Genomic DNA, 24,174 nt, shown 5'->3' with positions numbered 1-24,174 from the left:
TGACTGATCGGAATTCTCCGAAATATGCACATAACTATATGTGATGCATCGAAGTACTTCTGTGGAAGTGCGCTCAGTTTGGTTTGGATGAAAGCCAGTCATTCTCCCTTTTTCAGAGATCAAGTGTAGATTTTTCCTAGCCCTTGAGCCTATAACATAAAGAAGCTTCTTAGCACTTTCTTCAGAAGAATCATTGAAGTTAGGCACTAACCCTTCAAGTAGGCCGAAAGATATAACTGCGTCATATTCACCACCTTTTACCCCATGTATTGTTGACACTTTTATTCCACTTCTCGGCTTAAATGCTCTACGAAAAGCGTCTATGTCTGTCGCAAATTCCTCGCTATCTCTACGGAGTCTACTTATTCGATCTTCTGTACTACTGAAGAAAGATTCATAGTGCTCTTGAAGCATTGGATAAAGAGAATAGTCAATTCCTAAAATATCGAATAGCTCATCAAAGAAAGTACGAAGATAAGCAATTCCATCTTCCCTATCAATTGAAATAGAATTAAGAGATTTAAGAAGATCTTTGGAGGTGATAGATTCGATGTCCACCATTGCTATTTCTAAATCATATAAAATTTCAGATGCCCATCTTAGACGCTTTACGTACATACTAGGGGAAGGTTCAGTGAGAATGATTCTCGTAAGCTTGTACCAAAAGTTCTCAATGTCTCTAGAAAACGGAACCAAACCAGGTCCGTCAAAACTATATTGAGGTAATCGATGTACTAGGTTTCGAGTCAACGCGGCTAAATGCGTCCACCAAGGGGCGATGACGCAAATTTCACTCTCTTTAATATTGCAGTTGTCAATATTGTGTTCAATATATCGGCTTACCTGTTCTACTAAATCATCTTTGTGAGTAATTTGATCATAGGTTATTGTACTCTGATAATCTTTCTCGCTACCTTCTGCACTAGTTGCACTAGTTGCACTCGGACTGACATTATAATTTCGATAGTATTCGATAATTCTGCTGGAGCTTCGATAATTCTTATCCAAAGACATTGGGGTAAAAGTAGCTTCAGTTAAAGATTCAAGTTCTGTATGGGATATAGCATAGCCACCCAATGACGTATATATAGCTTGGTTTGGGTCACCAACTATAAAGGTGTTCACCTTACTCGGATTAGCTCTCATTATACTTGCTACAATTGAGTACTGTATCTCTTTAGTATCTTGATATTCATCTATAAAAACGTAAGCAAACAGATTTGATAATATCTTTGGTATAGCCACCTTATTGCTCAAAAGCTCATACGAAAAGTATAATATCTGTTCAAAGTCTATCTGATGGTTCTCGGCTAGGTGTTGATGATAAGCCTCCAAAACACTGTTAGCTAGACTCCCACCATTCCCTGTGATATTGATGCCTCTTGGGGTATAAAAATGCGAACACTGATAATAGGTGATCTTATATCGAGGTCGCAATCCAGTACAAATATTGGTAATTAGCTCTTCACTGTCATATGAGTTAATTACCTTGAAGCCATTTTGAAGTTTGTAATGGTATATACCGTAAGGCTTTATTATCCACTCTAAACAAAACGCGTGAATTGTTCCTATCCATAGTTGTGAAGTCCCAACGCCTAGTAACTCTATTCTTTCACGAATCTCATCAGCCGCTCGATTCGTATATGTTATTGCGACGATCCACTTTTTTGTATCAGTCAAATTCGACAATTCGAGAGCTATTTTGTACGTTAATGTACGAGTCTTACCACTGCCCGGGCATGCTTCAAGGAATACGTTACCCGGTTGCCGAATAGCATCGACTTGCTCATCATTAAGATCATCTCTATCCCATACGAACATCATTAAATCCTTTCTAAGAAGTGATTATTTTCTGTCGGGAAGTCAGCAATAAACTCAGCTTTTATGTCATCTATATCATCAATCAGTAAATCGAATGCTTCCCATTTAGGAGAAAATATTTCAATTCCTGTTTCATAAGGTGCTAGGTATGTTTCCCACTTTGTTTTGAGAACCAAATTACCAGCTGCTTCAGCTGCTCTCATATTCATTGTACCTTCAGCAACATGCTCAACAATTCTTTGATATCGATGAGATAGTACCTTCAAAACAAGTTCAGGCTTAAATTCACCATGAGCAAATTTTATTGCTTCAAAAATATACTTTGGAATTACCACTTTAAAGTTAATAGCGTTGCCAAGAGTAATAGCAAACCAGCCCTTACCTTGATGATTTGCCATTGTTAATGCTCTAACACCCGATATAGCGATGTCTGCGTTAGATAGTTCACCTTTAGCTGTAACTCTTGTGGCAGGATCAACATAAACATCATTGACTATTTTCTTTAGATAGGAACTATTCGAGGATTTAATGAAATCAACTTCGAAGGTATGATCTGCGTAGAAAGGCTTTAACCATTGATTACCTGTACAGAATGTATCAAGCGCTGTTTTTCTGCTTTGTCCTGATTCTTTAGAGCCTTGAGCTTTTTTCTTTTTTTTCTTTAAAGGAACACTATCAGTGTTGCGGATTGTCGTATCAAAAAACGTGTCATCGAGATCAGTGATGATACTACAACGCTTCTTAATACGTTCGTCACTAAAGAGCATCGCAATATTTTCAAACCCAGTGCTTCTTATATTAACAAGACTAATGCCCATTTCATCTAAGCTTAGGCCTGTTACCTTTTTGAACAGAACTGGAATCAGGATTTCTTCCGCATCTCCTTCAACCAAAATGACACTTCGCGCAAACAATAGATTGCTGCGAATCGCATCCAGATAGCGTTGAACAAACCCACATTGCGGATCACTAAGACCCGTAGCAGGCTGGAAGACCTCACAATTACCTTCAACAACTCCAATAATGTTCATATTTTTGATATTACTAACTTCAGAGATATGTGACGAATGAGTGGAGTATATGATTTGAGTATTATCGTAGTTAATATTATCGAATAATGACTTTTGTATATGAGTATGGATATGAGCTTCTGGCTCCTCAATCAACAAAAAGTTAGCGATAGACTGATTAGCTTTCTGATATTTGAACTCTAGAAGTTTCAAAGTGAGGTATAAAAGATTCGCGCCACCTAAACTCATTTCATGAATAGCACCTTCATGCACATCGTTGGACTCTGCAACAAAAAGCTTGAGGGACTGGAATAATTGGTCTGAATCATCAGTTAAGCTTGAGCGAATAGAAATAGAGTTTGGTGAGTAGGTATCCCCAACTGTGTCACCTACCGTCGATGTGATGTCATCTCTAATATCACAGACGTCAGGCAAACCTTCAATATTATCATTTAATGTTCCGATCAACTCAGCTATTGGTTGAAAGTCTTCAGGGGAGATCTCTCCTGACTTATTTTTTAGCAGTGTTAACAAAGGGTTAGTTCTATTATTGTGGAAATCAGAAACCACGTCTCTGAGTGCTTTAATGAAAGTAAAAGAAACCTCATTAGGCATATTAAGGATATATGGTAAACGTACACCAACACCTGGGTTGTTTAATTCACTTGGAAAAACGATAGCATCAAAGTCACCAACAATAGATTTATATTCCTCCGGATCAGCAAAGTTAGCTGTGCTTTTTCCAGTTAATACCGTTTCATAGTCTTCTATCGAAACATCGCTTAAACACTCTTCTAGTGCTGTAGCATCACCTGGGGGTAGTATTGAAAGAGCTTGGCGTATATGAGCTTTAGGCCTGAATATTAGGTTATAAGTAGCTTTGGTTACCACCTCGCTTTCGCCGTCGATATTTCCGTTACCATGGAGAAACAGGGATTGACTAGCTTCATCACTAGAAATATCGCTAAACTCACAACTTATAATAATCCAATGTCCTTTCCAAGGACCTAGCGACCTACAGAAATCATCCTCAGACAGTTTGGTAGACGAACGAGGCATTGAGTTATCAAGTAGTAATCTCATTGCTCGGAATAAGTTAGTCTTACCTGATGCATTCTCACCAATTACTGTGTTGATACCTTTGTGAAAATGAAGCTTAACGTTCTTGAAATTACGGTAGTTGACTAGGTTTAACTTGGTGATGTGCATATAGCCTCGAAATCAATGTCTTATTTGGATGGTATAATACTCCGCGTTAACTGATCCTCATAAGGTAAAGTTAAAAATAACACTTTTTTTGTGGGATTTAAGTTACTGATAAATATGTAAATAGTTGGTTTGAGAACTTCATGTTGGGGGGGCGTCGAAAAATACAGTGTTTTTAAATCTAATTTAGTGCGCCATTCTTAAATGTGACCCTTGACCTGTCTACAACTTCACACTTTATAGTAACTATATTGATTGAGAGGGGCGCTTTCTGTGTTCCCTCCAAAGTAAGTAGAGAGACACTATGAAACGTTTAATTCTAAACATCACACTTTTGGTATTCATGGCGCTTGGTAGCTTTAATGCCATGGCTCATGATTCAACGGTTAAGTACGGTATCGCGATATCTCACGATGGTGAGCAAATTGCGTATGGCAGAAGTGGGAGTGGTGAAACGGCGCTGATCTTCATTCACGGTTGGAGCTTAGACAGAAGGCTTTGGCAAAAACAAGTGAGTGAGTTTTCAAAGCAGTATCAAGTGATCACCATGGACTTAGCAGGGCACGGTAACTCATCGTTCAACCGTGAAGAGTACACCATGGTTGCGTTCGCTGAAGACATCAAAGCGGTAACCGAGAAAGAACAACTCGAATCTGTAATCTTAGTTGGTCATTCCATGGCGGGTGGTGTGATTGCCGAAGCCGCTAAACTGATGCCGAAAAGAGTGAAGGGCGTTATTGGTGTCGATACATCGCAAAACGTCGCACTAGCGGTTTCACAAAGCGACCTAGATACAATGACTAAACCATTTGAAGCAGACTTCCAAGCGGGCATTACTATGTTCGTGAAAGACTCGCTGCCAAAAGACGTAGACGCGGATTTACTTTACTGGGTAACGCAAGACATGGCATCAGCACCGCCAGCTATCGCGATAAACCAGTTCCGCCATTATCTGGGCCAATACGTGACAGGTGAAGCCCACCGCGTGTATGAGAACGTGAATGTGCCAGTAATATTGGTCAACGCTCGTCTATGGCCAACGGACTCAGAAGCGAACAAAAAACACATTAAGGATTACAGCATTTACTACATTGAAGACTCCGGCCACTTCCCAATGCTTGAGCAACCACAGCAGTTCAACATAACCTTGATGAAAGCGGTGAAGTCAGTGAAGTAGGGCGCTGTAGTTGTTAAAGGATGGTTGTACCCGTTAGATAGATAAAACCAAGGCCTCGCGTGTGCGAGGCCTTTTTGTTAGTTGGAGCTTTTGCTAGCTACATTCATTTCAATTTGCGAGTCATACCCGCGTCTTTCATTCGTTTATGGTCCTTAAACTACCGGCTCATAGTTATATAAATGCTCTATCAACCACCCTAGATATGTAATCAGCACCACTGTTATTGGTAAGGGCTGACCGAATCTAGTGGTGCTTTCTGCTGATAATCACTTTAACTATGTGTTTAGGACGTCCTGCTATGGCTAAGAAAATAATATTCATTCATGGTCGCGCTCAAAAGCCCGATAAAGCTCCCCTTCAAGCACTCTGGTACGATGCTATAGAGCATGGCTTGCAGCGAGATTGTGGAGGCTCAAGTTCATTACAAGCCTTTAAAGATGTCGATAAACGGTTTGTCTATTACGGTGAACTATCAAACACATTGTTAGAGAAGCCAACGGAAGACCCTGCAAGTCGACAGCAAGCGTTGTCTGAACTCAAAAAGTACAAGACAAGCCAGTTCAATAAAACAACGTATAACAAGGTATCTAAAATTGGTTTTCTGAAAGAGGCGTTAGCAGATACTTTTTCATCAATATTTGGAAAGCTAGGTGTGGCTGAGACACTCATAACGAAGGTCGCGCCTGACATGGCGCATTATTGGAATGAAGATACCTATTTTGGTAGCGATGTCAGGCATAGGCTAATGGTTGAACTGAAGGAAGCGCTTGATAATCAAGATGATGTGATGATTGTATCGCACAGTCTCGGCTCGATGATCAGTTATGACGTGTTATGGAAATTGTCTCATTACGGAGAGTATAGACACGACTATGGTGCGGATAAGAAGGTCGACTTATTGCTCACGCTCGGGTCACCGTTAGGCGATGAAAACGTAAAAGATCGGCTAAAAGGGAGCCGTTTAAAAGATGAGAAGAAGTACCCTTTAAACATTCAGCAATGGATAAACATATCGGCAGAAGATGATTTTATCTCTCATGACAACAAAATTAGAAATGACTTTAAGGATATGCTCGAACTGGATCTGATACCCGGCGGAATGAAAGATATTCACCCCATTTACAATCTCAATATTCGCAACGGAAAAAGCAATCCACATGCTTCCATCGGTTATCTCATTAACCCCAAGTTTATTGCAGTATTGGATGAATGGCTCTCTAGTTGATTTGGTTTTACCATCGTAAATTGCTTCGCTGCTCGTTCATTGAAACTTAGATAAAACTAAGGCCTCGCGATTGCGAGGCCTTTTTGTGTTCCGACTAAAACTCAATATTAATCGAGGTTAACGAAAGCTCGGGATAATCGCTGGAATCCCCGGTAGAAGGCCAACCAACGCCATTACGCCACTTAGCACAATAAACATAGTGCCAGGCAACACCCAGCGGCTCATTTTACTCAGCTCACTACTACGTTCTTTACAACCGACTAAGCCTAAGTTATCCAACAGCATGGTGAGAGCCCAACCAAATGCAGGGTTAACGAGCGCTGAAGAAAATACAACAATCGCTGCCGATTGGGTGGTTTTCCCTTCACGCGTCATTTCCATTCCAGCTTCTAGCAATGGCACAAATACCCCAACAATCAGTGCTACACACAATACAGGTTGCCAGATAGCTAAATCCATTGGGTAGCCCCAAACCGCGGCGATGATACAGAACAGAGCCGTTAGCAAAGCGCCAGCAGGAATAGGGCGTTTAGCAATCGCCGCCGGTACGATATAAGTACCCCATGAAGACGTAAAATTAGTACCACCGAACAGAGAACCGAACGTTTGACGAATTGAAGCCGTGGTCATGGTGTCGTCAATGTTCATGTGTACTTTTTCGGTACGTTCTGGGTAGCTGATCTTTTGGAATACTTGATGCCCTAAGAAATCTGGCGACCACATCGCCACGGCTAAAATAGCAAACGGCAATACCACCATGAAGTGTTCAATCGTCGGTAGGCCTAGCATCCAACCTGTATCTTCGCCCCACCAATACATAGGGTTCATGTTAGGTAAGCCTGGCTCGGTGTGGAAAGCAAATGGGGCACCCATGGCAAATGCAATCGTACCACCCAATAAGCAGCTAAGAGGTACTGCTAACCAACGTTTGCGGAAGTGTTCCAATAGTGCGTACAAGATAATGGTGCAAAAGATCACGACAAACGCGATGTGGCTCATGCCGATTCCTTCAGCCCAAGCGAACAGCTTTTTCACTTGAGAGGCGGTTCCAACAAAGCCGAGGTAGAGTAATAAGCCGCCACACACGCCTTTACTGGTGAGGTTGGCCAACATACTGCCACCTTTACTGATGGCTAAGATGAGGCCAAAAGCACCAATCAGTAACCCAAAGGCCATAGGGTGTCCGCCTGCTGCAACGACAATGGGAATTAAAGGGATGAGTGGGCCGTGTGTACCTGCGAGGTTCGCGGTCGGCAATAGGAAGCCAGAGAAAATAATAATGAAAACAGAGGCGATAAGGAGTTCATAACGAACGTTTTCTAGAATGAAGTCTTCATTTAATCCGAGAGCCCCCGCAAAGGTAGCAGCAATCGCGCCTACCATAACAACTTTACCAATGGTCGCGGCCATGGCTGGGATGGTGTCTTCTATTTCAAATCGGTAATCTTTAAACGGTAAATTTGGACGCCAGCGCTTAGGCGACATGATTTGTAATTCGTGCTCTAGATACTGTTCTCGGGATTGAAACTCTGAACTTGGTTTGTGTTGTTGTTCATAGGAGAGCTCGTTCTCAATGGTTTGAGGCTTTTCTCTTGGTATATTTACGGACTCTAAAGTACTGCTCATTTTGATTCCTTTCGTTCACACTCTGAGGTGTGTTATTCCAACAAACGTTGTTGACTCACGCAAAAGTGAAAACAATGCGTCAACTTATCATTAAAAACTTATTAACATTTAGTTGTTGGTACCTTATACCAAACCCAAAAAAACAAATAGTCTCAGTTAGTTAGACATTAGTCGTAGAGCAAGCCGACGAGTATTAGACGCTGTAGATTGTATGTGTCTGTTTATTTGTAGGCTCTTAATCTCAGGAACAACAAAGTCACTTTCAACAACAAATAGTTCGACTCTAAAGACCCAGAAAAAAGTCCAACGACTTACGTTTGGCTGCATTCTTTGTGTGATTTGATGGTGAACATCTTTTCCAGTTTTATGCTGGATATATTGGGTAATAAGCAGGGGTAGGGATTGCCTCTAGTAACTCAATTTCTCCTACGTTTGGCCCCTGATAGTGTTAGAATCTCCGCATCAGAACTATCGAGAAACTAGGTATTTATAAACAATGTTTATCCATCACGTAAACGGCATCGACTGGCTGGTGATTACAGCTTTTGAAGAACTGAAACCGATGTTTATCGAAGATGCTGGTCCTATCCCAGCTTACTTCTCTACTACCAGTGAATTGAGCCTGATTGATCAAGCCAAGCGTAGCTATGGATTTTTGCCTAAACTCCGCGGTGTGATCACCGATACCGGCACGTATCAAAGTGAAAATCTTGAAGAAGATTTGAACCCACAGCTAGCGTGTATAGTGGAAGGGCGTGGTCGGGTGTTTATCTATCACGGCGACTATGTGGCTTTTGTGGATGACGAGCAAACCTTCATTACCCGTATGGACTGAGAGTGACTCAGTGAGTTGAGATCCGCGAATTGGTAAATCGGCGAGTTAGCTCCCCTAGAATTAAAAACTAAAGGATTAATACGATGGCAAAAACGGTCTCATTGGTACTTGGCAGTGGTGGCGCAAGAGGCTTGGTTCACGTTGGAATCATCCGTTGGTTAATCGAGCATGGCTATCAGATAAAATCCATCTCTGGCTGTTCAATTGGCGCACTTATCGGTGGTGTCTACGCTGCGGGTAAGTTGGATGAATTTGAAGAGTGGGTCACCAGTATCGACCAATCGGATATGGCTATGATGTTGGACTTTTCATGGCAATCGAGTGGTATCTTCAAAGGGGACAAGATCATCGACACACTGCGTGGATTGATCGGCGAGATTTCAATTGAAGATCTGCCTATCCCTTATACCGCAGTTGCTGCCAACGTCGCCGATGAAAAAGAGGTTTGGCTGCAATCAGGTTCTCTGTTTGATGCCATTCGCGCCTCCATCTCTTTGCCACTGTTCTTCACACCTCATGTCATCAATGGTGAAGTGCTGATTGATGGCGGAGTACTCAATCCCGTACCGATTGCGCCTACGTTTAGTGATAAGACAGACTTTACTCTGGCTGTGAACTTAGGTGGTGAACCTGAGATGCTTCAACAGGAAGTGATACCGGTTTCCCTACCTACAAAAGAGAGCAATCTGCATGAGAGGGTGGTTCACTTTATCGATAATCTAGGTAGCAGTGTAAAAAGCAAAATGAGCTTCAATTTTGCTGCCTACGACATTGCCAACCAAGCGTTTGATGCGATGCAATCGACCATTGCTCGCCAGAAACTGGCCGCTTATCCCGCCGATATTACGCTTGAGATCCCACGTAATGCCTGTGGCACTTTAGAGTTTGATCGCTCACAAGAGATGATAGACAGAGGCTATCATTTGGCACAGGCTAAACTGGGCAATCGACTTTAATGTATTTGCTGCTGAATGAGAGTATTTATGGAAACTGAACTCAAACTATCTGAACTCAAAGAATTGGTCACAACAAAAGATGTCATCTTGCTCACCAGCATAGAAGTGTCAGCAGTATCTTGGCTGATAGATTGCTATCAAGATAATACTGATATCGACATTATCGAGAACGCACGTCAACTCGATACTGAAGCGATTTTGGCGCAATGTCGAAAAAGCCTTAGTGAAAGTAAAAAGGTGATACTTACCGCGCAGTTTCGCAGCCAACTGCCTATCATCAATCTCGCTTCACTGTGTAATGAGAAGCGAAAGTCATTGACCAATATTGAGTTATCCGGCTGGGACGAAGAAAAACGCCTTCCTCACTCTTTTAGCAGTTTCTAGGTCATAGTAGCTTCTAGCTTCTAGCTTCCTAATGCTAGAGCAACTAGTGCAGCTCAACGAAACGTTAATGAAAGCAGTTAAGTAAGTGAAGTAGGGTGGTTGTAATTGTTCGATAAAACTAAGGCCTCGTGTTTGCGAGGCTTTTTTTCGATATGGGAAAGGAGTAAGGGTTTAACTCATAACTTGCAACAAGCTTTTTGGAATCGAAGTACAAACTCACCCCTTTCCCTCACTTCAAACCAAGGTAACACGTATAGATATTAAAGGACCTAAGCTATTGACAATGCAGCACAATACGATTTATGGTGAATATGACTAAATTGCAGTCGGCTATCGAGTACGTTACTCACTTTTCCGCTCCCCTCTATTGCACGGGAGGTTTCAGCTGCAAACCCGGACACTGCTCCGGTTAATTCTATATGTGAAACCTAACTCCCATTCTTATTGGAGAAAACTATGTGCAGGATAGATGCGCCATTTGGCAATCGCTCCCTCGATGAAAAAAAAGATCCCGTCGAACGTTTCGTGCAAGCACTTGACGAATTTGAAGTTCAAGGCAATTTTCGAACGTTATTGATTAAACACTTTTCAGAAAACTGGATTGATATTTTTTACAACTCTTCACGTCTTGAAGAAGCGTTGACTACTGCTAACGAGCAGAACTCTGAACCAGAAAAATGCGTAGCGCTAGCGTTTTGCCAAAACGTAAACATACGTTTTCAGTTACAGCCATTTCGTGTTGACGAATCTTATAGAGAGTCATTACTTTTCAAGTTTTTGACTGATGTGGCAAGCGCATATTTTCCAACCTCTCCTTACGGTTTCTATAAGGCGGGGATAGAAAAACATCTTCACTCATATGCTTGGTTTGTTCGAAATCACTATGGTGATGATCTTTTTTTCACCAAAGAGTTCTTTAGTGATGAAACATTTAGCTCTCTAAATGAAAACGAGAGAATGCGCTTTCTTTGGGATTGCTTCCACTTTATCGCACCGCCGTTTGACTGTTTAAAATATCGTACAGACGACTCGACCTTAGTTAATGGATTACTATCACTAGCTTCATCAAACGATGATTCTAGCTTCCCTTGCGAACACGCTCAATCAATCCAACTAGGCCTAGAATTCTTACGAGTATGGATCAAATATGATGCTGAAATGGGACGAATTTCTTTTGACTTATCTAGTTTTTTTTGGGGCACCCCATGGGAACAGCTTGAGTCACTAGTTTGGCAGAAAGACTTTGATGACGAAGAGGTCAAAAGCTCTCTAACTAACTGGTTCAGCACCATAAAGCGAGATCTTAAGAAGGTTCTAATTCTTAATTTTAACGCAGACAATGTTGAAGGTCTAGAAGCGAAAGAGTGGGCTAACCACATAGACCGATATTTTAGTGATATCTACCATCATATTCAGAGCGATATTGACTGGAAAACATACGAACACGATAAGTTTGATATTCGTCTGAAAAAAGAGCTCGAGGATTTATGTTCTCAGTTAACTCGTGAACAATTAGAAGCATGGATCCAATGGTCAATCCAGCAAGATTTTGACCGTATTTTGAACAATAAACAACGGTTGCCAGAATTGTCTAATAGCTCTGAGAAATGGGTGTGTGAATCTTTCTTTGGTGTTTGGAAAGCTCTTTTCTTAGCAAACCTGACTACGTTAGAAGCTAGTGAACAACTTCATGTTTTATCTGCTACTTCTCCTGCAAGAAGGGGAGAATCATCCGAGTTTATCAGTGCCTGTTCTGAATGGTGGCGCGGGCTGTTTAGCCAGCTTCCAGAAACAGACGACTTTCTTAAAACGTTAATCCCGGAATGGACAATCACCGCCACTCGTTGTTTACGCGAGCATAACTTGCTTCCATATATCGATAAAAGTATAGGTATTTTAAGAAAAGAAGTAACCAGAGCATGTCAGCCTGAAGAGCAGAAAAGGCATGATAACCAGCTCAAACAACTACTAGTAGAGCTTGATCGTTTACATCCTAACAAATCCTTTCGTCATAGGTTGTTACTAATGCGCTCCTATACTCTACCGCTATCTGATGAATCGATTTCTTTGGGAAACTCATTGAACCAAAGTAATTTAACTCAATGGTATATTCCAGTAAGTGATCTTGCTACTCGATTGTTTGAGAAACACCTAGATATTAAGTTGACCGAACCAGCTGAAAGCCGTTTGAAAGCTTTGATGGAACCTTATGTCACATGCACTAATGAGTTAGCAGAGTTCTGCCTAAGTCGTTTACGCCTTCGTAAAGGTGAAAAAGCGAGAGATAAACAATACACAGTTGAACAAATAGTTGAGCAGTCTTCAGTTTGGCGACAAGGGTACTTAAAAGCATTAACTGAATTAGGGGTTGACCTTAACGGTCAAGTTCATAAGGCAGTGTATTTCATCAAACAATCAGATCCTGATCCTGATGTACGTGCAATCGCAAGTGAATGTTACAAAGCAGTCCGCAGAAGAACAAAAAAGAATTCTACTATTCCTGATTTGAAGCGAGGCATTATTGCAGCTGAATGGTGGCTACTTATCTGCCAACGACAAAAACTTGGTATGGTAATAAACCATGAGGGCGCCCTCAAAGCGAGACGCAACTTAATGCGCAACCCATAAACTACATTTAATTCATTCATCCAATCTTGGTGTACTGGAGCCCGATGCTCCTACTCTGACGCTTACCGTCCGCCATGTAAAAACTTTACGGCCTACAAGAGTAGGCCTGTCAAGGAGTATACGTATGTCTACAGAAAACCACCTTGTTATTAACACAACGAACGAAACGACCTCTAGTCAGTTAAATGAACTCGTAATCAACTGGCACATAACAGAGGCGTGCAACTATAACTGTACCTATTGCTTTGCTAAGTGGGGAAGACCCAATGAACTGCATCAATCATTGGATGCAATTGAAAAACTGCTCGACAAGTTAGCTAACTATTTCATTCATGATGACCCAGAGATCAAAAGAATTCTTGGTTACCAAGATGTACGTTTAAATTTCGCTGGCGGTGAGCCAATGATGCTAGGTAGTTCGTTCTCTACGGCCTTAGTAATGGCAAAACAAAAAGGATTCAAAACTTCAATCATCACTAACGGCAGCTACCTCCTGCTAAGAAGCCGTTTTGAGTTACCTCTTAATACTTTAGATATGGTTGGTATCAGCTTCGATAGTCAACAACATCCAGTAAGAAGAGAGTTAGGTCGTATTGATAGAAAAGGCAATTCGTTAAACATAGATGAACTTAAGCTCGCAATCCAACATCTATCGCGCACCCAAAAAGGTTTAAAGACCAAAATAAACACCGTTGTAAATGCTCTAAATTGGGAAGAAGACTTTTCTCAGCTAATCTCCAGCATATCGTTAGATAAATGGAAAGTTCTTCAAGTCATGCCGACTGGTAGGAGTGACTTGCTAGTTTCAGATGAACAATTTAGTAGTTTTGTTGAACGACATTCAGGCAAAGGCTTACCAATCTCAGCTGAATCAAACAATACAATGACTGAATCATACTTGATGGTTGACCCAAACGGACGTTTTTATCAAAACTCTAAAGGTATGTCTGGTCGTTATAGTTACAGTGAACGCATTACTGATGTGGGCGTAGAGACTGCATTGAACCAAATAAACTTCAATTGTAATCGTTTTAAGTCTCGTTACTATGCTGGAAACCCATCCAACATTCGTGGTGAGGTGCTGGCATGAAAAGTGAAACGTGCTTAGGGAAAGTATCCGGCAAACCTTTAAGATTTTATTACACGGAGTTTGAAGCACAAAGCGCAGCTGAATACTCCAAGAATGTTTATGACAATGAGTTAGCACCGTATAAATGTCAAAGGTGCAATTACTGGCATTTATCGCCAAAATGCAGAATGACTCCCAGTCAAAAGTGTAGCAAGTGTACATCTGCTACCAATGAGTATAAAAATTCGTACTTAACAAGCAAGGAAGCGAAAATCAGAGCAAGTATAATTTACGAAGAGCAAGGCATTGCGTTAGATGTTTATAAGTGCAGGCATGGTAACGGTTGGCATCTAACCAAAACACGAAATTACTGACAAGGTATCAATATCAATGAGTTGCCATGACAAAACAGCTAAATCAACGAGATAATGCGGTAGTTTTTAAATAAAACTAAGGTCTCGATTGCGAGGCCTTTTTGCTTTTAGTGGAGTGTTCTAACTCTAACTCTAACTCTAACTCTAACTCTAACTCGGCCCTTTTCATGTTGGAAATTTGCCTGGTTCAGTTCCTCCTGACACGGCATAGTATTTAGCCTTATGTTGGATTGTGCTCAGTCAATCAGGTTTATACGTTTGCGATGCTACCGTAAGCCGACAATTCAAGAGCTTCACTTTAAATGCCTACCGCCATCAAGGTGTAAGGTTCTTCCTGTCATGTAGTGACTGGCCAAAACATACTTGATGCCGTCTATTATTTCCTCAAAGCCCGCTTCTGTAGGGATCAGAGCTTTCTGCAGCGCTTTAGTTTTGTATGCCTCATCGTCATGTTCATTGAACTTAATCATGGCTGGGGAGAGGGTATTTACTTTGACCTTGGGAGCCAGCATTGCTGAAAATGACAACGTTAGGTTGTTGAGCGCAGCTTTGCTGGCCGCGTAAGCGATGTGCTTTTTACTGCCTTTTTCCGCAACGTAATCACTGATGTGGATGATGTCTGACGTTTTATCGCCAGACATCAGTTGGTCTTTGAGTGTTAAATTGAACAAATAAGGCACGGTAGCGTGAATCGTCATCATCTGATGCATGATTTGGGATGCATTTTCACTGGGGTTTTTCTTGTTCTCCGGCTTCCAGTCAGAAGCGTTATGTATGATGGCTCGAAGTGTCTTATATTCTTGACCCACGTAATGAAGAAAGCCCTCTAAGCTGCTTTGTTGATAAAAATCTACCTGCTGCAAGTCGGCTCCACTGTCGCGCAGTAATTGCAGTTGAGGGTAGTCGCTTCGGTAAGTGCCAACCACTTTGTATCCATCCGCTAAAAGTTGCTCCGCCAGTGCGAAGCCGAGTCGCTTTCCCACGCCAGTTATTAGTATCGTTTCACTCATCGTAAAAACTCAGCTCTGGTTTGAGGGTTAGTTTTGAAGATCCCACCAAGCGCGGTTGTAGAGGTTTCAGAGTTTGCATCCATAACACCTCTGGATTTAACGCAATAGTGGGTTGCTTTAATCGTCACAGCCACGTTTTCTGTTTCAACGAGAGTCTGTATCGCGACCAAGATTTGCTGAGTAAGGCGTTCTTGTACCTGAGGACGCTGAGCAAAAAATCGAACGATACGATTGATTTTAGACAGTCCAAGAATCTTGTTTTCAGGGATGTAGGCCACTTCCGCTAAACCATCGATGGTGATGAAGTGATGTTCACACGTCGATGTTAAGTCGATATCCGACACCTTAACCATCTCATCAACGGACATTTTGTTGTCTATAACGCTGATTTTGGGAAAGTTGTTGTAATCGAGCCCTGAAAAGATCTCGTGTACGTACATCTTCGCAATGCGATGGGGTGTTTCGGCAAGGCTATCATCCGTTAAATCCAATCCAAGCGTACTGACCACTTCCGTTAAGAGTCCTTTGATGCGGTTGTACTTTTGGTCGGGGGTCATTTCGCTCGCTGTCATTGGGGTTTCAAGTCCTTTTGCGAGCAAAGCTTCTCTTACTTTTTCGGCTTCTGTATTCAGCATGACTCTCTCCTTATGAATTCTTGTCGGTGTCTGCTTCATAGCTCAGAGTGAGCGAAACAGAGTCGGCAAAACGTAGCGCGTGAGGCTTGTCGATTCTCACTTGAGCGTATTTCACCCATGGATGATCGATACAGATACCGAGTACATCGCTGGTCAACTTTTCCAAAAGCAGAAACCTTCCGGATTCGACGTGTTGAATGATCTTCTTGCAGATGTTTTTGTAGTTGAGCGCGTTGTCTACATCATCAGATAGACAAAGGTTGTTGGCGGGATAGTGGATTTCGGCATTGATGACGATGTCTTGCTGCTTAGACTTTTCCTCTTCGTTGAAGCCGATGAAGGTTCTTAGTCTCAGGTTTGTAATGGTGATAATGGCGTTGTGGTTCATAACAGTGTCCATTCCTTAGAAAGTGAAGTCAGTTACGTGCTTGTTTTAAGAAAAGATCAGTAAAGTTCAGGCGATTAAGAGTTCAGTTGTTCTTTCTGCAGTCATGTGAAGGCTAAGTAAAATTAAGCTCGAAAGGGATGGGTTCGGTTTTCTGGCTCAACTGATCGAAGTTTTCCCAGAGTTGCTGATATGAGATGTCTAGAGTGGGGTGGCGTTCTTGCGCAGCAATATCGACTAATGGCCTGAGCACAAAAGCGTACTCGGTGATTTCGCCTCTAGGCAGCTCTACGCCATCGATAACGCCCACTTGATTACCATAAAGAAGGATGTCGATATCCATCGTGCGTGAAGCATAGGCTTTGGTCTGACGCTTGCGGTCGTTCTCTAATTCGATTTGATGCAGAACCTTAACCAGCTCTGCGACAGGCAGGTTACATTCGAACCCAACGACGAGGTTGAGGAAGTTATCCCCTTTGAAACCGACAGGCTCGCAATCGTAGAATTTGGAAATGTGCAGCGGTGCAAAGCGGTCATGCAATGCTTTGAGAGACTCTGTGACGTGATGTTCGCGGTTAATGTTGCTTCCGATGCTGACATAGACAGTGGCCATAGTTTTCCTTCCTTTTAATCAGCCTATACGTCCAACTCGCGATGAAGATCAGCAATGCATCCTCTTAAAGGTAGGAATAAGGTAGGAAGACAAAAGAAAAATACGGTTCTGTTACAAGTTTTTCCCGTTTTGAGCCCGAAAAAAGGGCACCTGTGAGCTAGAAAGTGCCACGAGTAAAAACTCAGCCTATGAAGGTATTGGATAACTATTTTGTCAGTGGTTTTGCTAAGTTAATAGAATACGGATTAGTTATAGCATCGAAAACACCGCTTTACTGAAGTTGGCTCGCCTCAAATAGAGGTGCATCTGGCTTTTTATCGTTACCCATGTCAAAGCTCATGACAACAATTCTAATCAGGAGGTTAGATTAATCAGGCCACGACATACAGTCATCAATCGAGCGGGCAAAGCGATGTGTCATTCCAAGGCGCAGAACTAGACCATATTCTATGGTGTCACATATTTAACTGTATTCAGGCAAACTCCCTCTCTTCCATGCCGCGATAAAATCATCTTCTTTTAAGGGCTTAGATAGTAAGAACCCCTGTACTTCCTGGCATCCTTTGTTTCGAACGTAATCTAATTGACTCACTGTTTCTACGCCTTCTGCAATGATATTGAGATCATAAATTTTGGCCATTTCAATGATCACTTCAATAAGCTGTTTGTCTGTTGATTCAGAGTCAATTGCGTTGACAAACATACGGTCGATCTTAAGCGTATCGATAGGATAATTTATCAGTTGGCTAAAGGCTGTATAGCCGGTACCAAAATCGTCAAGAGAAACCTTCACTCCGAGTTGTTTCAACGCCTTAAGTCTCTCAATATTCTGTTCATCTCCGGGTATAAAGCAGGTTTCAGTGATTTCCATTTCAATCATGTGAGCTGGAATCTCATAGCGCGTCAGTAACCCAGAAAGTACATTGACAAAGTCGGAATTATGGAGCTGCCAAGATGAGAAGTTAATCGCTAATGTACCATCAAAATTCAGCTCTTTTATCCAGACGGACAGCTTTTGCAGAGCATTTTCAAAAACCCAATAATCAATATGTTTAATTAAGCCTGACGATTCTGCTACAGGTATAAAATCCGCTGGCCCGTAGGAAAGAAGAGCCTCGTGGCTTGTACGGATTAGAACTTCTGCACCTTTTATCTTACCTTTTTCGATATCATAAACTGGCATATAGGTTAGATAGAACCCGTTAGATTTAATCGCCTCTTTCAAGTCTTCATTAATTTGAGTATGACGCTTTATTTCTCTATCCATCTCTTTTGAGTAGAATTGATAATGGTTTCTTCCCGCGACATTTTTGCAGGCATACATCGCTGAATCAGCATTGTTAACCAGTTCGGTGACAGAGCTAGCATCATCAGGGTAAACGGAAATACCGACACTGACCCCAATATCAAATTGAGTACCATCCACCTCGAAGCCGTCCTCAAAGAGAGAGAGAATTCGATGGGCAAATTCGGTAAGTATATCTAAGTCGTCCAATCCACCAACTATGATGGCAAACTCATCCCCAGATAGCCTGGCGAACTCAAGCTCAGAGATAGTTAGATTTCCCCACTCAAAATCAACAAAGCTCTCGACAAGGCGTTCTGCAAACACTACGAATAAGTGGTCACCAACATGATGTCCGTACTTGTCATTTACGTGTTTAAAGTTATCAATATCAAAGTAGATAACGGCGCACTTTGTATCTGTTTCGGTGCAGTTACTCATTATACGCGTGATATCTAGATTGAATTTTTTCCTATTTGGTAAGCCCGTCAGAGAGTCTCTTTTTGCCAGATCATCGAGATCAGTAATCAAATTAATGTACTTATTGGTAAGGATGGAGACTTCGTCGTTACTTTTGGAACGCTCTATGTAGACTAAGTCATTATGATTTACGGACTCTACTTTCTTAGTCAGTCTCTCCACTGGCTTAATGATTTGTTTTACGATAAGCCACTTTAGTAGTAAGAAAGTGACAGCAGTTACTGACAAAACAATAACAGCGTAAAGAAGTTGAAAGGGTTTATACAACTCATTAAGGTGTATTTGAGATAGGCAAACCTTGATAGACCATAAGTTATGTATTAACTGAAAACCCAATTCATAACCTGGCAGGGTAATATCTTCTATCTGTTCTTCGTTCCCCAGCGAATGCGAAGTAGCATTAGGTTTAAGTATTAGTTGAGCATCGGGACCAAGCTTACTTTTCACAGATTCTTGAAATTCATCGTAGTGCCTAACCTTAGAGCGAACCACTGCAGTAAGTAACGTCTGTCCATAAGAAAAGGTTGGGACAGTAAAACTCTGCTCAGGTGTAAATGTCTTTACAACTAAAAATTCAGGGCCTTCAACACTATCGTACAGTTTGTAGGTAGAGGCGTTAACGTGCGCCACACCTTTCAAATCTAATGCTTGTTGAATCGCAGCAAGGTGATCTGTCACAACCGTATCAGCAGCGTATTTTGTAAATGGATCCGACGTATTAAAGTAGATAAGCTCTTTGCCATTAATATCCACTAGAGCAAAGCTCTCGATCGTACTGTGATTGAGCTTTAATTGATTAATATAACCCGTTAGCTCTTTCTCCGTGTAATACTGAGCGGTATCATCATATATTTCAATAAGATACTTTTGAATGTAGTAGTTCTCTAGACTCATTCTAGTCGCAGAATCGAGCTCTCTAAGCGCTTCATTAAGCTCATGAGAGATATGAGTAAGTTCAGTTTGTAATTGTTCCGATAGCGACGAGTTCAGTTGCATTTTTTGACTGGTATACGAAAACACTCCGGCGATGGAGAAAATTACTACCATAACAGGAAGCAGAATATAATTAATCTTTAGCGACAGTTTCATTTTTTTGTTTTATATCTTTGGTTATGAATAACAAAGAGTATTTGGCTTCTCAGGTCTGAAGCTTCTTTGCTTAGTGTCTTATAGGTAAACGATGAACCGCTGGCTAATCCCGTTGGGAACAACTCTTCATCTAACAGATAATCATCAGATGCTAAGTCTAAGACGTTTCTGTTCGAACTTGCGAACCACATCTCTTCAGCATTTAATGCCGATCTTTCAGGTGTGTTAATAAAGTTAAGGAACTCTATTGACGCTTTGCTAATAGGCCTGTCTTTATGGACACTAAAGCATTCATGCCACATCAAAGTACCTTCTTGGGGAATGGTATAGATCCAATCATCTTGCTCTGTATCCGACGCTATTTGTTCTTTTTCTCCTGAATAGATAACGGCAACTTCCATTTTAGAGCCAGATTTTTTATCTAGAGCGTAGCCAATAGCCGCTCTTATTACTAATAGCTGTTCACGGACTTTCATCAACAGTTTGTACGCTTGTGTCAATTCGACTTCATTTTCGGTCATAGGATCGAATCCTAACGCCAATAATGCGATTGCAATGGTATCTACATCGTCATCAGGAATCACAACCGTTTGAGGGTGTTTTAATGCGTAGTCGAAAACGTCCATCCAAGAGGTTATACCTTCGGCGACTTTTGAAGACCGAAATGCGACCCCCATGGTACCGTTAGAGTACGGGATTCCAATGCCCCCGCAAGCTCTGCGAGATACCTCAGTAAAGTTTGAATTACCTTCCTTCAAAGTATTAGATAAATCGCCTAAAATGCTTGCTCTGCCCAGTTCACCAATGGTTTGCCCGTCAATGATAAACAAATCATAGGCTAGGGCTTTGCCAGAGTACACCACAGCATCACGCAGCATTTCATTTTCAAAATAAACTTGAGAAACGGTATGACCGTACCGTTCTTCAAACTCTTCTATCAGAGTGTCAGAGATATAGTCTTCCCACGTAAAAATTTTTAGCTCTTCAGCAAAACTCTGTGCTGACAAAAAAATAGAAAAAGTTAAAGCAAAACAAGTTATGAAACGCATCAGATACCTATTACTAATTGTTTTCACTGGAGTTTAACCATAACGTTGGTTTTGGTCTTATTTATCAAATATAGACGTAATTGTACCTCATTCTTCAATATATTAGTGAGGTGTATATTAGGGATCGTGCAAATAGTTGATTTGTGGGACTAGAGTCGACATAGAGAATTGAAAGTGTAAAACACCGTTAAACGTTATTTTTCATATTGGATCAAATCGGAGCATGTTCTTTACAACTACAACATCAACTACAACATCACCAACTTGCAACTCGACGTCGTCAGTTTACTTTGAGAAAAAGTACTGAAATTCCAGTAGCTCGATCTTCCACGGAGTAATTACGTTAATGCGGAATGGGGCTAAATATTTGTTGGTGCAGTTCAGGGATGATGAAGAGCAGTTTCTAGTGCCCCATAAACCCCGAGCAAAAGCGAACTTCATCTATCTCACTGGCAATTTGGTCTTTGTTTTTACCTGACCGAAGGCGAAGCTGGGTTCGATAGAAGCTATATTGGGTAGGCGAGTTAATTGCTCTGTAGATAGAATTAAGGCCTCGCGTGTGCGAAGCCTTTTTGTTTGTATCGAGCGGGAGTAGCAAAAGCCTCTTGAGGTGTTACTTTTCTAAATTGTGCTTAATGATTTGTTCGACCACACCATCCATTGTTCTGCAGCTAATCTCCGGCTTCAAATACAAGGGATGATATTCAATTCCAGTGCGGTCTATATAGGCTGCTTGTAAGCCAGCAGATAACGCACCATGAGTGTCCCAATCGTGAGTAGCGACAAGACGAAGGTTTTCGACAGGCTCTTTTAACGTTTCTGCTGCAAATTGATACACATCTGAATTGGGTTTGAAACTGGCTGTTTCTTCAACGGAAATGACAGTGTCGAAATAGTCTTCTAAACCCGAGTTCTTGATTTGAGAAGTGATGAGGTCGAGGGATGAGTTAGAAAAAGCGACGGTTTTAAAGCCGTTCTCACGCAATTTAAGTAAAGACTCTTTGATATCAGTGTGAGGTGGTAGATTGGCAAAAGAAGTTAACAAGGCACCTTTGCTTTCCGCCGTTAAATCACACTTGTACCTTTGTGCAATAGCGTCGAGCGCTGCATTCGCTAGTTCAGAAAAAGTAGACTTTACGTTTGTTGCGATGCAAACCGTTGAAGTGTGCAAAAGCTTTGAGAACCAAAGCGATAGTGCATCCTCACTGCCGAATGCCGCTTTAAATTTAGGCTGTAATGACTCCAAATTTAAAACCGTTTCGATTATATCAAACAGTATCACTTCTTTTTTCATGCCAAGAACCCAGATTTAATTGAATATCATACTTACATAATCCGCTCTGATGATACGGTTTTCAACCTCGATTTAAGTAACTTAAGCTTTGCTCTCTAACCAGAAAAGAGGGTTGGAATGAGTCGTCGATGAACTCGTCACTCGAATTTGGCGTTGCTTAATGGGTAGCAGGCAACACCAAATCTGAAATGATTTACTTAGCTTAATTTGCGGCTTCTATGGTGCCTTTGAAAGTGCTGTTTAAAAAGTCATTGATCTCTTGTGAGTGGTAAATTGAAATGATCTTTTTATACGTTTCGTTATTTTTGTCTTCTTCTCGCGCCGCCACAACCATCACAGCTAAAGGTGCGTCTTTTTTCTCTAAGTAAATGCCTTGTTTCTTAGGGTCCAGTCCAGCAGACATCACATAGTTCATGGTGATTGCAGCTGCGTCTACATCGTCAAGAGAGCGGGGTAGCTGCGCGGCATCCACTTCAACAAATCGAATGTTCTTCGGGTTATCAACAATATCGTTTAATGAAGCGTTGAAACCAGCGTTGTCTTTTAATGAAATCAGCCCTGCATTTTCAAGTAGCAATAGTCCGCGCCCGCCATTCGTTGGGTCGTTTGGAATCGCGATTCGTGCGTTATCGGGGATAGAGTCTAGCGAAGTGTGCTTGTTCGAGTAAACGCCCATACGCATCAAAATTGAACGTCCGATAGAAACTAATTTGCTATCGTGATTGGCATTAAAGTTATCGAGAAATGGCTGATGCTGGTAACTGTTCAGTTGGATACTTCCATCGTCCAGTGCTGCGTTAGGGGTGATGTAGTCTGAGAATTCGACGAGTTCAATGTTGATACCTTGCTTTGCTGCTTCTTTGGCAACAGCTTGTACAACTTGTGCATGTGGGCCAACTGTCGCCCCAATCTTGATAACAGCCTCGTCTTTTTTTCCACATCCTGTTACGCCGAATACGAAAGCTAATGCCAACAGGGATGCTGTGATTTTTTTGTAGCTGTTCATGATAACTCCATTTAATTAACCAAAAGACATGTAGGCATCTAGATGTCTATGTTATCTATTTATGCGATCGGGTCAATAGGTTTGTTAGAAGCAAAGCTAGATTGATATTAAGAGGTTAGATTGGTGTTAAGAGGTTAGATTGATATTAAGCCGCTAGGTGTATTTAATACCAGAATGTCGACACCCCCAAACCTATCTGTAGGGCTAGTTGAAGAAAGCTTGGTCATGCTTAAATGACTTCCATGTTATTTTTCTAGCTTATATAAAAATATAGGATAGATATCTACTTTGAGAGCGGATTAATTAAGTTCGTCGAATACTTAGACAGAATGGGGATAGTTTGTCTAATTTAGTCACTAACGGACTCTCTGAGATATTACTTAAACTCTAAATCACAGGTCAAACTCACCACACGACAGCAGCCACGAGCTAGACGCTTAAGTTTTCTTGTGTCTAACGTATTTATCTTGTTGAAAAAATGCTAAAAATGCCTATGTTTAAAATACGATTATTCATCTGTAGGTTTTTTTGATATGAATACAACTCCTATCAATATTCTATTTGTTTGCGTTAAAAAAGGTGTAAGAGCATCTATCGCTAAAGCAATTGTTGAGCAGGAATCTAATGGGATGTTACAAGCAACTTGTTCAGGGTTTGAGCCGGGAGAAACACCCCAAGTTATCTTAGATGAGTTATCTAACTTACTTAGTGTATCGATAAAGACCGAAAGCAAAACTGTTTTTGAATACAAAAGGACAAATGAAAACTTCGATTACGTGATTACACTGTGTGATAAAGTAAGTAATGAGCAGTGTGACTTGTTTGTTGAATGCGTAAACGTGGTTTGTTCACACATACCAAACAGGCTCCACTGGGCTGTCCCTAATCTTGGAACCGCCTTAGAATTGTCTGGGCATGACAGAGCCGCGTTTGTGAAAGCGGTTGTAGACCAAATAACCTTTGAAGTGACGCAACTCTTAGCAAGGACTCAAGCAAAAGGCTAAACGACTTCTCAGA

At 41.4% G+C, this 24,174-nt stretch carries 19 protein-coding genes and 1 pseudogene; 8 read left to right on the top strand and 12 right to left on the bottom strand.

The window, feature by feature from the left end; all coding sequences use genetic code 11:
• Positions 1–1,821, bottom strand: a 1,821-nt coding sequence (locus A142_RS24105) for a UvrD-helicase domain-containing protein (protein ID WP_069591582.1), incomplete at its 3' end; no start/stop codon positions are given.
• Between the two features lie 2 nt (positions 1,822–1,823).
• Positions 1,824–4,040, bottom strand: a complete 2,217-nt coding sequence (locus tag A142_RS24100; protein ID WP_019826106.1) for an AAA family ATPase — start codon at positions 4,038–4,040, stop codon at positions 1,824–1,826.
• A gap of 301 nt (positions 4,041–4,341) precedes the next feature.
• On the opposite strand from A142_RS24100, the gene A142_RS24095 reads away from it, so the two are divergent.
• A complete protein-coding gene (locus A142_RS24095) occupies positions 4,342–5,214 on the top strand; it encodes an alpha/beta fold hydrolase (protein ID WP_019826105.1) in 873 nt (290 codons plus the stop codon).
• 298 nt (positions 5,215–5,512) lie between these two features.
• Positions 5,513–6,439, top strand: coding sequence for a hypothetical protein (locus A142_RS24090; protein ID WP_029405702.1), 927 nt, complete (start codon positions 5,513–5,515; stop codon positions 6,437–6,439).
• 117 nt (positions 6,440–6,556) lie between these two features.
• On the opposite strand, the gene A142_RS24085 is transcribed toward A142_RS24090, so the two are convergent.
• Positions 6,557–8,065 (bottom strand): DUF3360 domain-containing protein, encoded by a 1,509-nt coding sequence (locus tag A142_RS24085; protein ID WP_019826103.1) that lies wholly within the window; start codon positions 8,063–8,065, stop codon positions 6,557–6,559.
• 496 nt (positions 8,066–8,561) lie between these two features.
• Here A142_RS24085 and A142_RS24080 point away from each other — a divergent pair, with 496 nt between their 5' ends.
• The 5 genes from A142_RS24080 to A142_RS24060 all read left to right on the top strand — a co-directional run bounded on the left by A142_RS24080 (position 8,562) and on the right by A142_RS24060 (position 13,958).
• Positions 8,562–8,900 (top strand): hypothetical protein, encoded by a 339-nt coding sequence (locus tag A142_RS24080; protein WP_004734781.1) that lies wholly within the window; start codon positions 8,562–8,564, stop codon positions 8,898–8,900.
• Positions 8,901–8,983: 83 nt separating this feature from the next.
• Positions 8,984–9,856: a patatin-like phospholipase family protein gene (locus A142_RS24075; RefSeq protein WP_019826102.1), complete on the top strand. Its 873-nt coding sequence runs from the start codon at positions 8,984–8,986 to the stop codon at positions 9,854–9,856.
• Between the two features lie 15 nt (positions 9,857–9,871).
• On the top strand, positions 9,872–10,240 hold the full coding sequence (locus tag A142_RS24070; protein ID WP_019826101.1) for a hypothetical protein: 369 nt from the start codon (positions 9,872–9,874) through the stop codon (positions 10,238–10,240).
• Positions 10,241–10,696: 456 nt separating this feature from the next.
• Positions 10,697–12,868, top strand: a complete 2,172-nt coding sequence (locus A142_RS24065; RefSeq protein ID WP_019826100.1) for a hypothetical protein — start codon at positions 10,697–10,699, stop codon at positions 12,866–12,868.
• 124 nt (positions 12,869–12,992) lie between these two features.
• Complete coding sequence (locus A142_RS24060; RefSeq protein WP_019826099.1) at positions 12,993–13,958, top strand: viperin family antiviral radical SAM protein; 966 nt, start codon at positions 12,993–12,995, stop codon at positions 13,956–13,958.
• 646 nt (positions 13,959–14,604) lie between these two features.
• Here the strand turns inward: A142_RS24060 and folM are convergent.
• The 9 genes and pseudogenes from folM to A142_RS24015 form a co-directional block, all read right to left on the bottom strand.
• Positions 14,605–15,321, bottom strand: coding sequence for a dihydromonapterin reductase (folM, locus tag A142_RS24050; protein WP_019826095.1), 717 nt, complete (start codon positions 15,319–15,321; stop codon positions 14,605–14,607).
• Complete coding sequence (gene folE / locus A142_RS24045) at positions 15,318–15,956, bottom strand: GTP cyclohydrolase I FolE (RefSeq protein ID WP_017632788.1); 639 nt, start codon at positions 15,954–15,956, stop codon at positions 15,318–15,320. The genes folM and folE overlap by 4 nt, the downstream gene beginning before the upstream one ends.
• A gap of 10 nt (positions 15,957–15,966) precedes the next feature.
• On the bottom strand, positions 15,967–16,344 hold the full coding sequence (gene folX / locus A142_RS24040; protein WP_019826091.1) for a dihydroneopterin triphosphate 2'-epimerase: 378 nt from the start codon (positions 16,342–16,344) through the stop codon (positions 15,967–15,969).
• A 112-nt stretch (positions 16,345–16,456) separates the two neighbouring features.
• Positions 16,457–16,954, bottom strand: coding sequence for a 2-amino-4-hydroxy-6-hydroxymethyldihydropteridine diphosphokinase (gene folK / locus A142_RS24035; RefSeq protein ID WP_029405701.1), 498 nt, complete (start codon positions 16,952–16,954; stop codon positions 16,457–16,459).
• 463 nt (positions 16,955–17,417) lie between these two features.
• Positions 17,418–19,808, bottom strand: a complete 2,391-nt coding sequence (locus A142_RS24030) for a putative bifunctional diguanylate cyclase/phosphodiesterase (RefSeq protein ID WP_019826090.1) — start codon at positions 19,806–19,808, stop codon at positions 17,418–17,420.
• Complete coding sequence (locus A142_RS24025; RefSeq protein WP_019826087.1) at positions 19,805–20,857, bottom strand: polyamine ABC transporter substrate-binding protein; 1,053 nt, start codon at positions 20,855–20,857, stop codon at positions 19,805–19,807. Before A142_RS24025 ends, A142_RS24030 begins: the two co-directional genes overlap by 4 nt.
• 441 nt (positions 20,858–21,298) lie before the next feature.
• Positions 21,299–21,394 (bottom strand): annotated as a pseudogene (locus tag A142_RS25530) (Lrp/AsnC family transcriptional regulator); the annotation flags it as partial.
• Positions 21,395–21,470: 76 nt separating this feature from the next.
• Positions 21,471–22,151, bottom strand: a complete 681-nt coding sequence (locus tag A142_RS24020) for a haloacid dehalogenase type II (RefSeq protein WP_019826083.1) — start codon at positions 22,149–22,151, stop codon at positions 21,471–21,473.
• Between the two features lie 202 nt (positions 22,152–22,353).
• The gene (locus tag A142_RS24015; protein ID WP_019826081.1) at positions 22,354–23,157 is read right to left on the bottom strand and encodes a MetQ/NlpA family ABC transporter substrate-binding protein; all 804 of its coding nucleotides are present in this window, start codon (positions 23,155–23,157) and stop codon (positions 22,354–22,356) included.
• 533 nt (positions 23,158–23,690) lie between these two features.
• Here A142_RS24015 and A142_RS24010 point away from each other — a divergent pair.
• Positions 23,691–24,161, top strand: a complete 471-nt coding sequence (locus A142_RS24010; RefSeq protein ID WP_019826078.1) for a hypothetical protein — start codon at positions 23,691–23,693, stop codon at positions 24,159–24,161.
• Positions 24,162–24,174: the final 13 nt, after the last annotated feature.

The sequence above is a fragment of the Vibrio splendidus 12E03 genome (assembly GCF_000272105.2).
GTDB lineage: Bacteria > Pseudomonadota > Gammaproteobacteria > Enterobacterales > Vibrionaceae > Vibrio > Vibrio splendidus_I.
Note: the sequence above shows the minus strand (reverse complement) of the source record. Positions and strands in the feature narration are given on the sequence as shown.

Bases quoted from the DNA above. Each gene is read 5' to 3' on its own strand.
- A142_RS24100 (WP_019826106.1), bottom strand. From the start codon at position 4,040: ATGCACATCACCAAGTTAAACCTAGTCAACTACCGTAATTTCAAGAAC.
- A142_RS24095 (WP_019826105.1), top strand. From the start codon at position 4,342: ATGAAACGTTTAATTCTAAACATCACACTTTTGGTATTCATGGCGCTT.
- A142_RS24090 (WP_029405702.1), top strand. From the start codon at position 5,513: ATGGCTAAGAAAATAATATTCATTCATGGTCGCGCTCAAAAGCCCGAT.
- A142_RS24085 (WP_019826103.1), bottom strand. From the start codon at position 8,065: ATGAGCAGTACTTTAGAGTCCGTAAATATACCAAGAGAAAAGCCTCAA.
- A142_RS24080 (WP_004734781.1), top strand. From the start codon at position 8,562: ATGTTTATCCATCACGTAAACGGCATCGACTGGCTGGTGATTACAGCT.
- A142_RS24075 (WP_019826102.1), top strand. From the start codon at position 8,984: ATGGCAAAAACGGTCTCATTGGTACTTGGCAGTGGTGGCGCAAGAGGC.
- A142_RS24070 (WP_019826101.1), top strand. From the start codon at position 9,872: ATGAGAGTATTTATGGAAACTGAACTCAAACTATCTGAACTCAAAGAA.
- A142_RS24065 (WP_019826100.1), top strand. From the start codon at position 10,697: ATGTGCAGGATAGATGCGCCATTTGGCAATCGCTCCCTCGATGAAAAA.
- A142_RS24060 (WP_019826099.1), top strand. From the start codon at position 12,993: ATGTCTACAGAAAACCACCTTGTTATTAACACAACGAACGAAACGACC.
- folM (WP_019826095.1), bottom strand. From the start codon at position 15,321: ATGAGTGAAACGATACTAATAACTGGCGTGGGAAAGCGACTCGGCTTC.
- folE (WP_017632788.1), bottom strand. From the start codon at position 15,956: ATGCTGAATACAGAAGCCGAAAAAGTAAGAGAAGCTTTGCTCGCAAAA.
- folX (WP_019826091.1), bottom strand. From the start codon at position 16,344: ATGAACCACAACGCCATTATCACCATTACAAACCTGAGACTAAGAACC.
- folK (WP_029405701.1), bottom strand. From the start codon at position 16,954: ATGGCCACTGTCTATGTCAGCATCGGAAGCAACATTAACCGCGAACAT.
- A142_RS24030 (WP_019826090.1), bottom strand. From the start codon at position 19,808: ATGAAACTGTCGCTAAAGATTAATTATATTCTGCTTCCTGTTATGGTA.
- A142_RS24025 (WP_019826087.1), bottom strand. From the start codon at position 20,857: ATGCGTTTCATAACTTGTTTTGCTTTAACTTTTTCTATTTTTTTGTCA.
- A142_RS24020 (WP_019826083.1), bottom strand. From the start codon at position 22,151: ATGAAAAAAGAAGTGATACTGTTTGATATAATCGAAACGGTTTTAAAT.
- A142_RS24015 (WP_019826081.1), bottom strand. From the start codon at position 23,157: ATGAACAGCTACAAAAAAATCACAGCATCCCTGTTGGCATTAGCTTTC.
- A142_RS24010 (WP_019826078.1), top strand. From the start codon at position 23,691: ATGAATACAACTCCTATCAATATTCTATTTGTTTGCGTTAAAAAAGGT.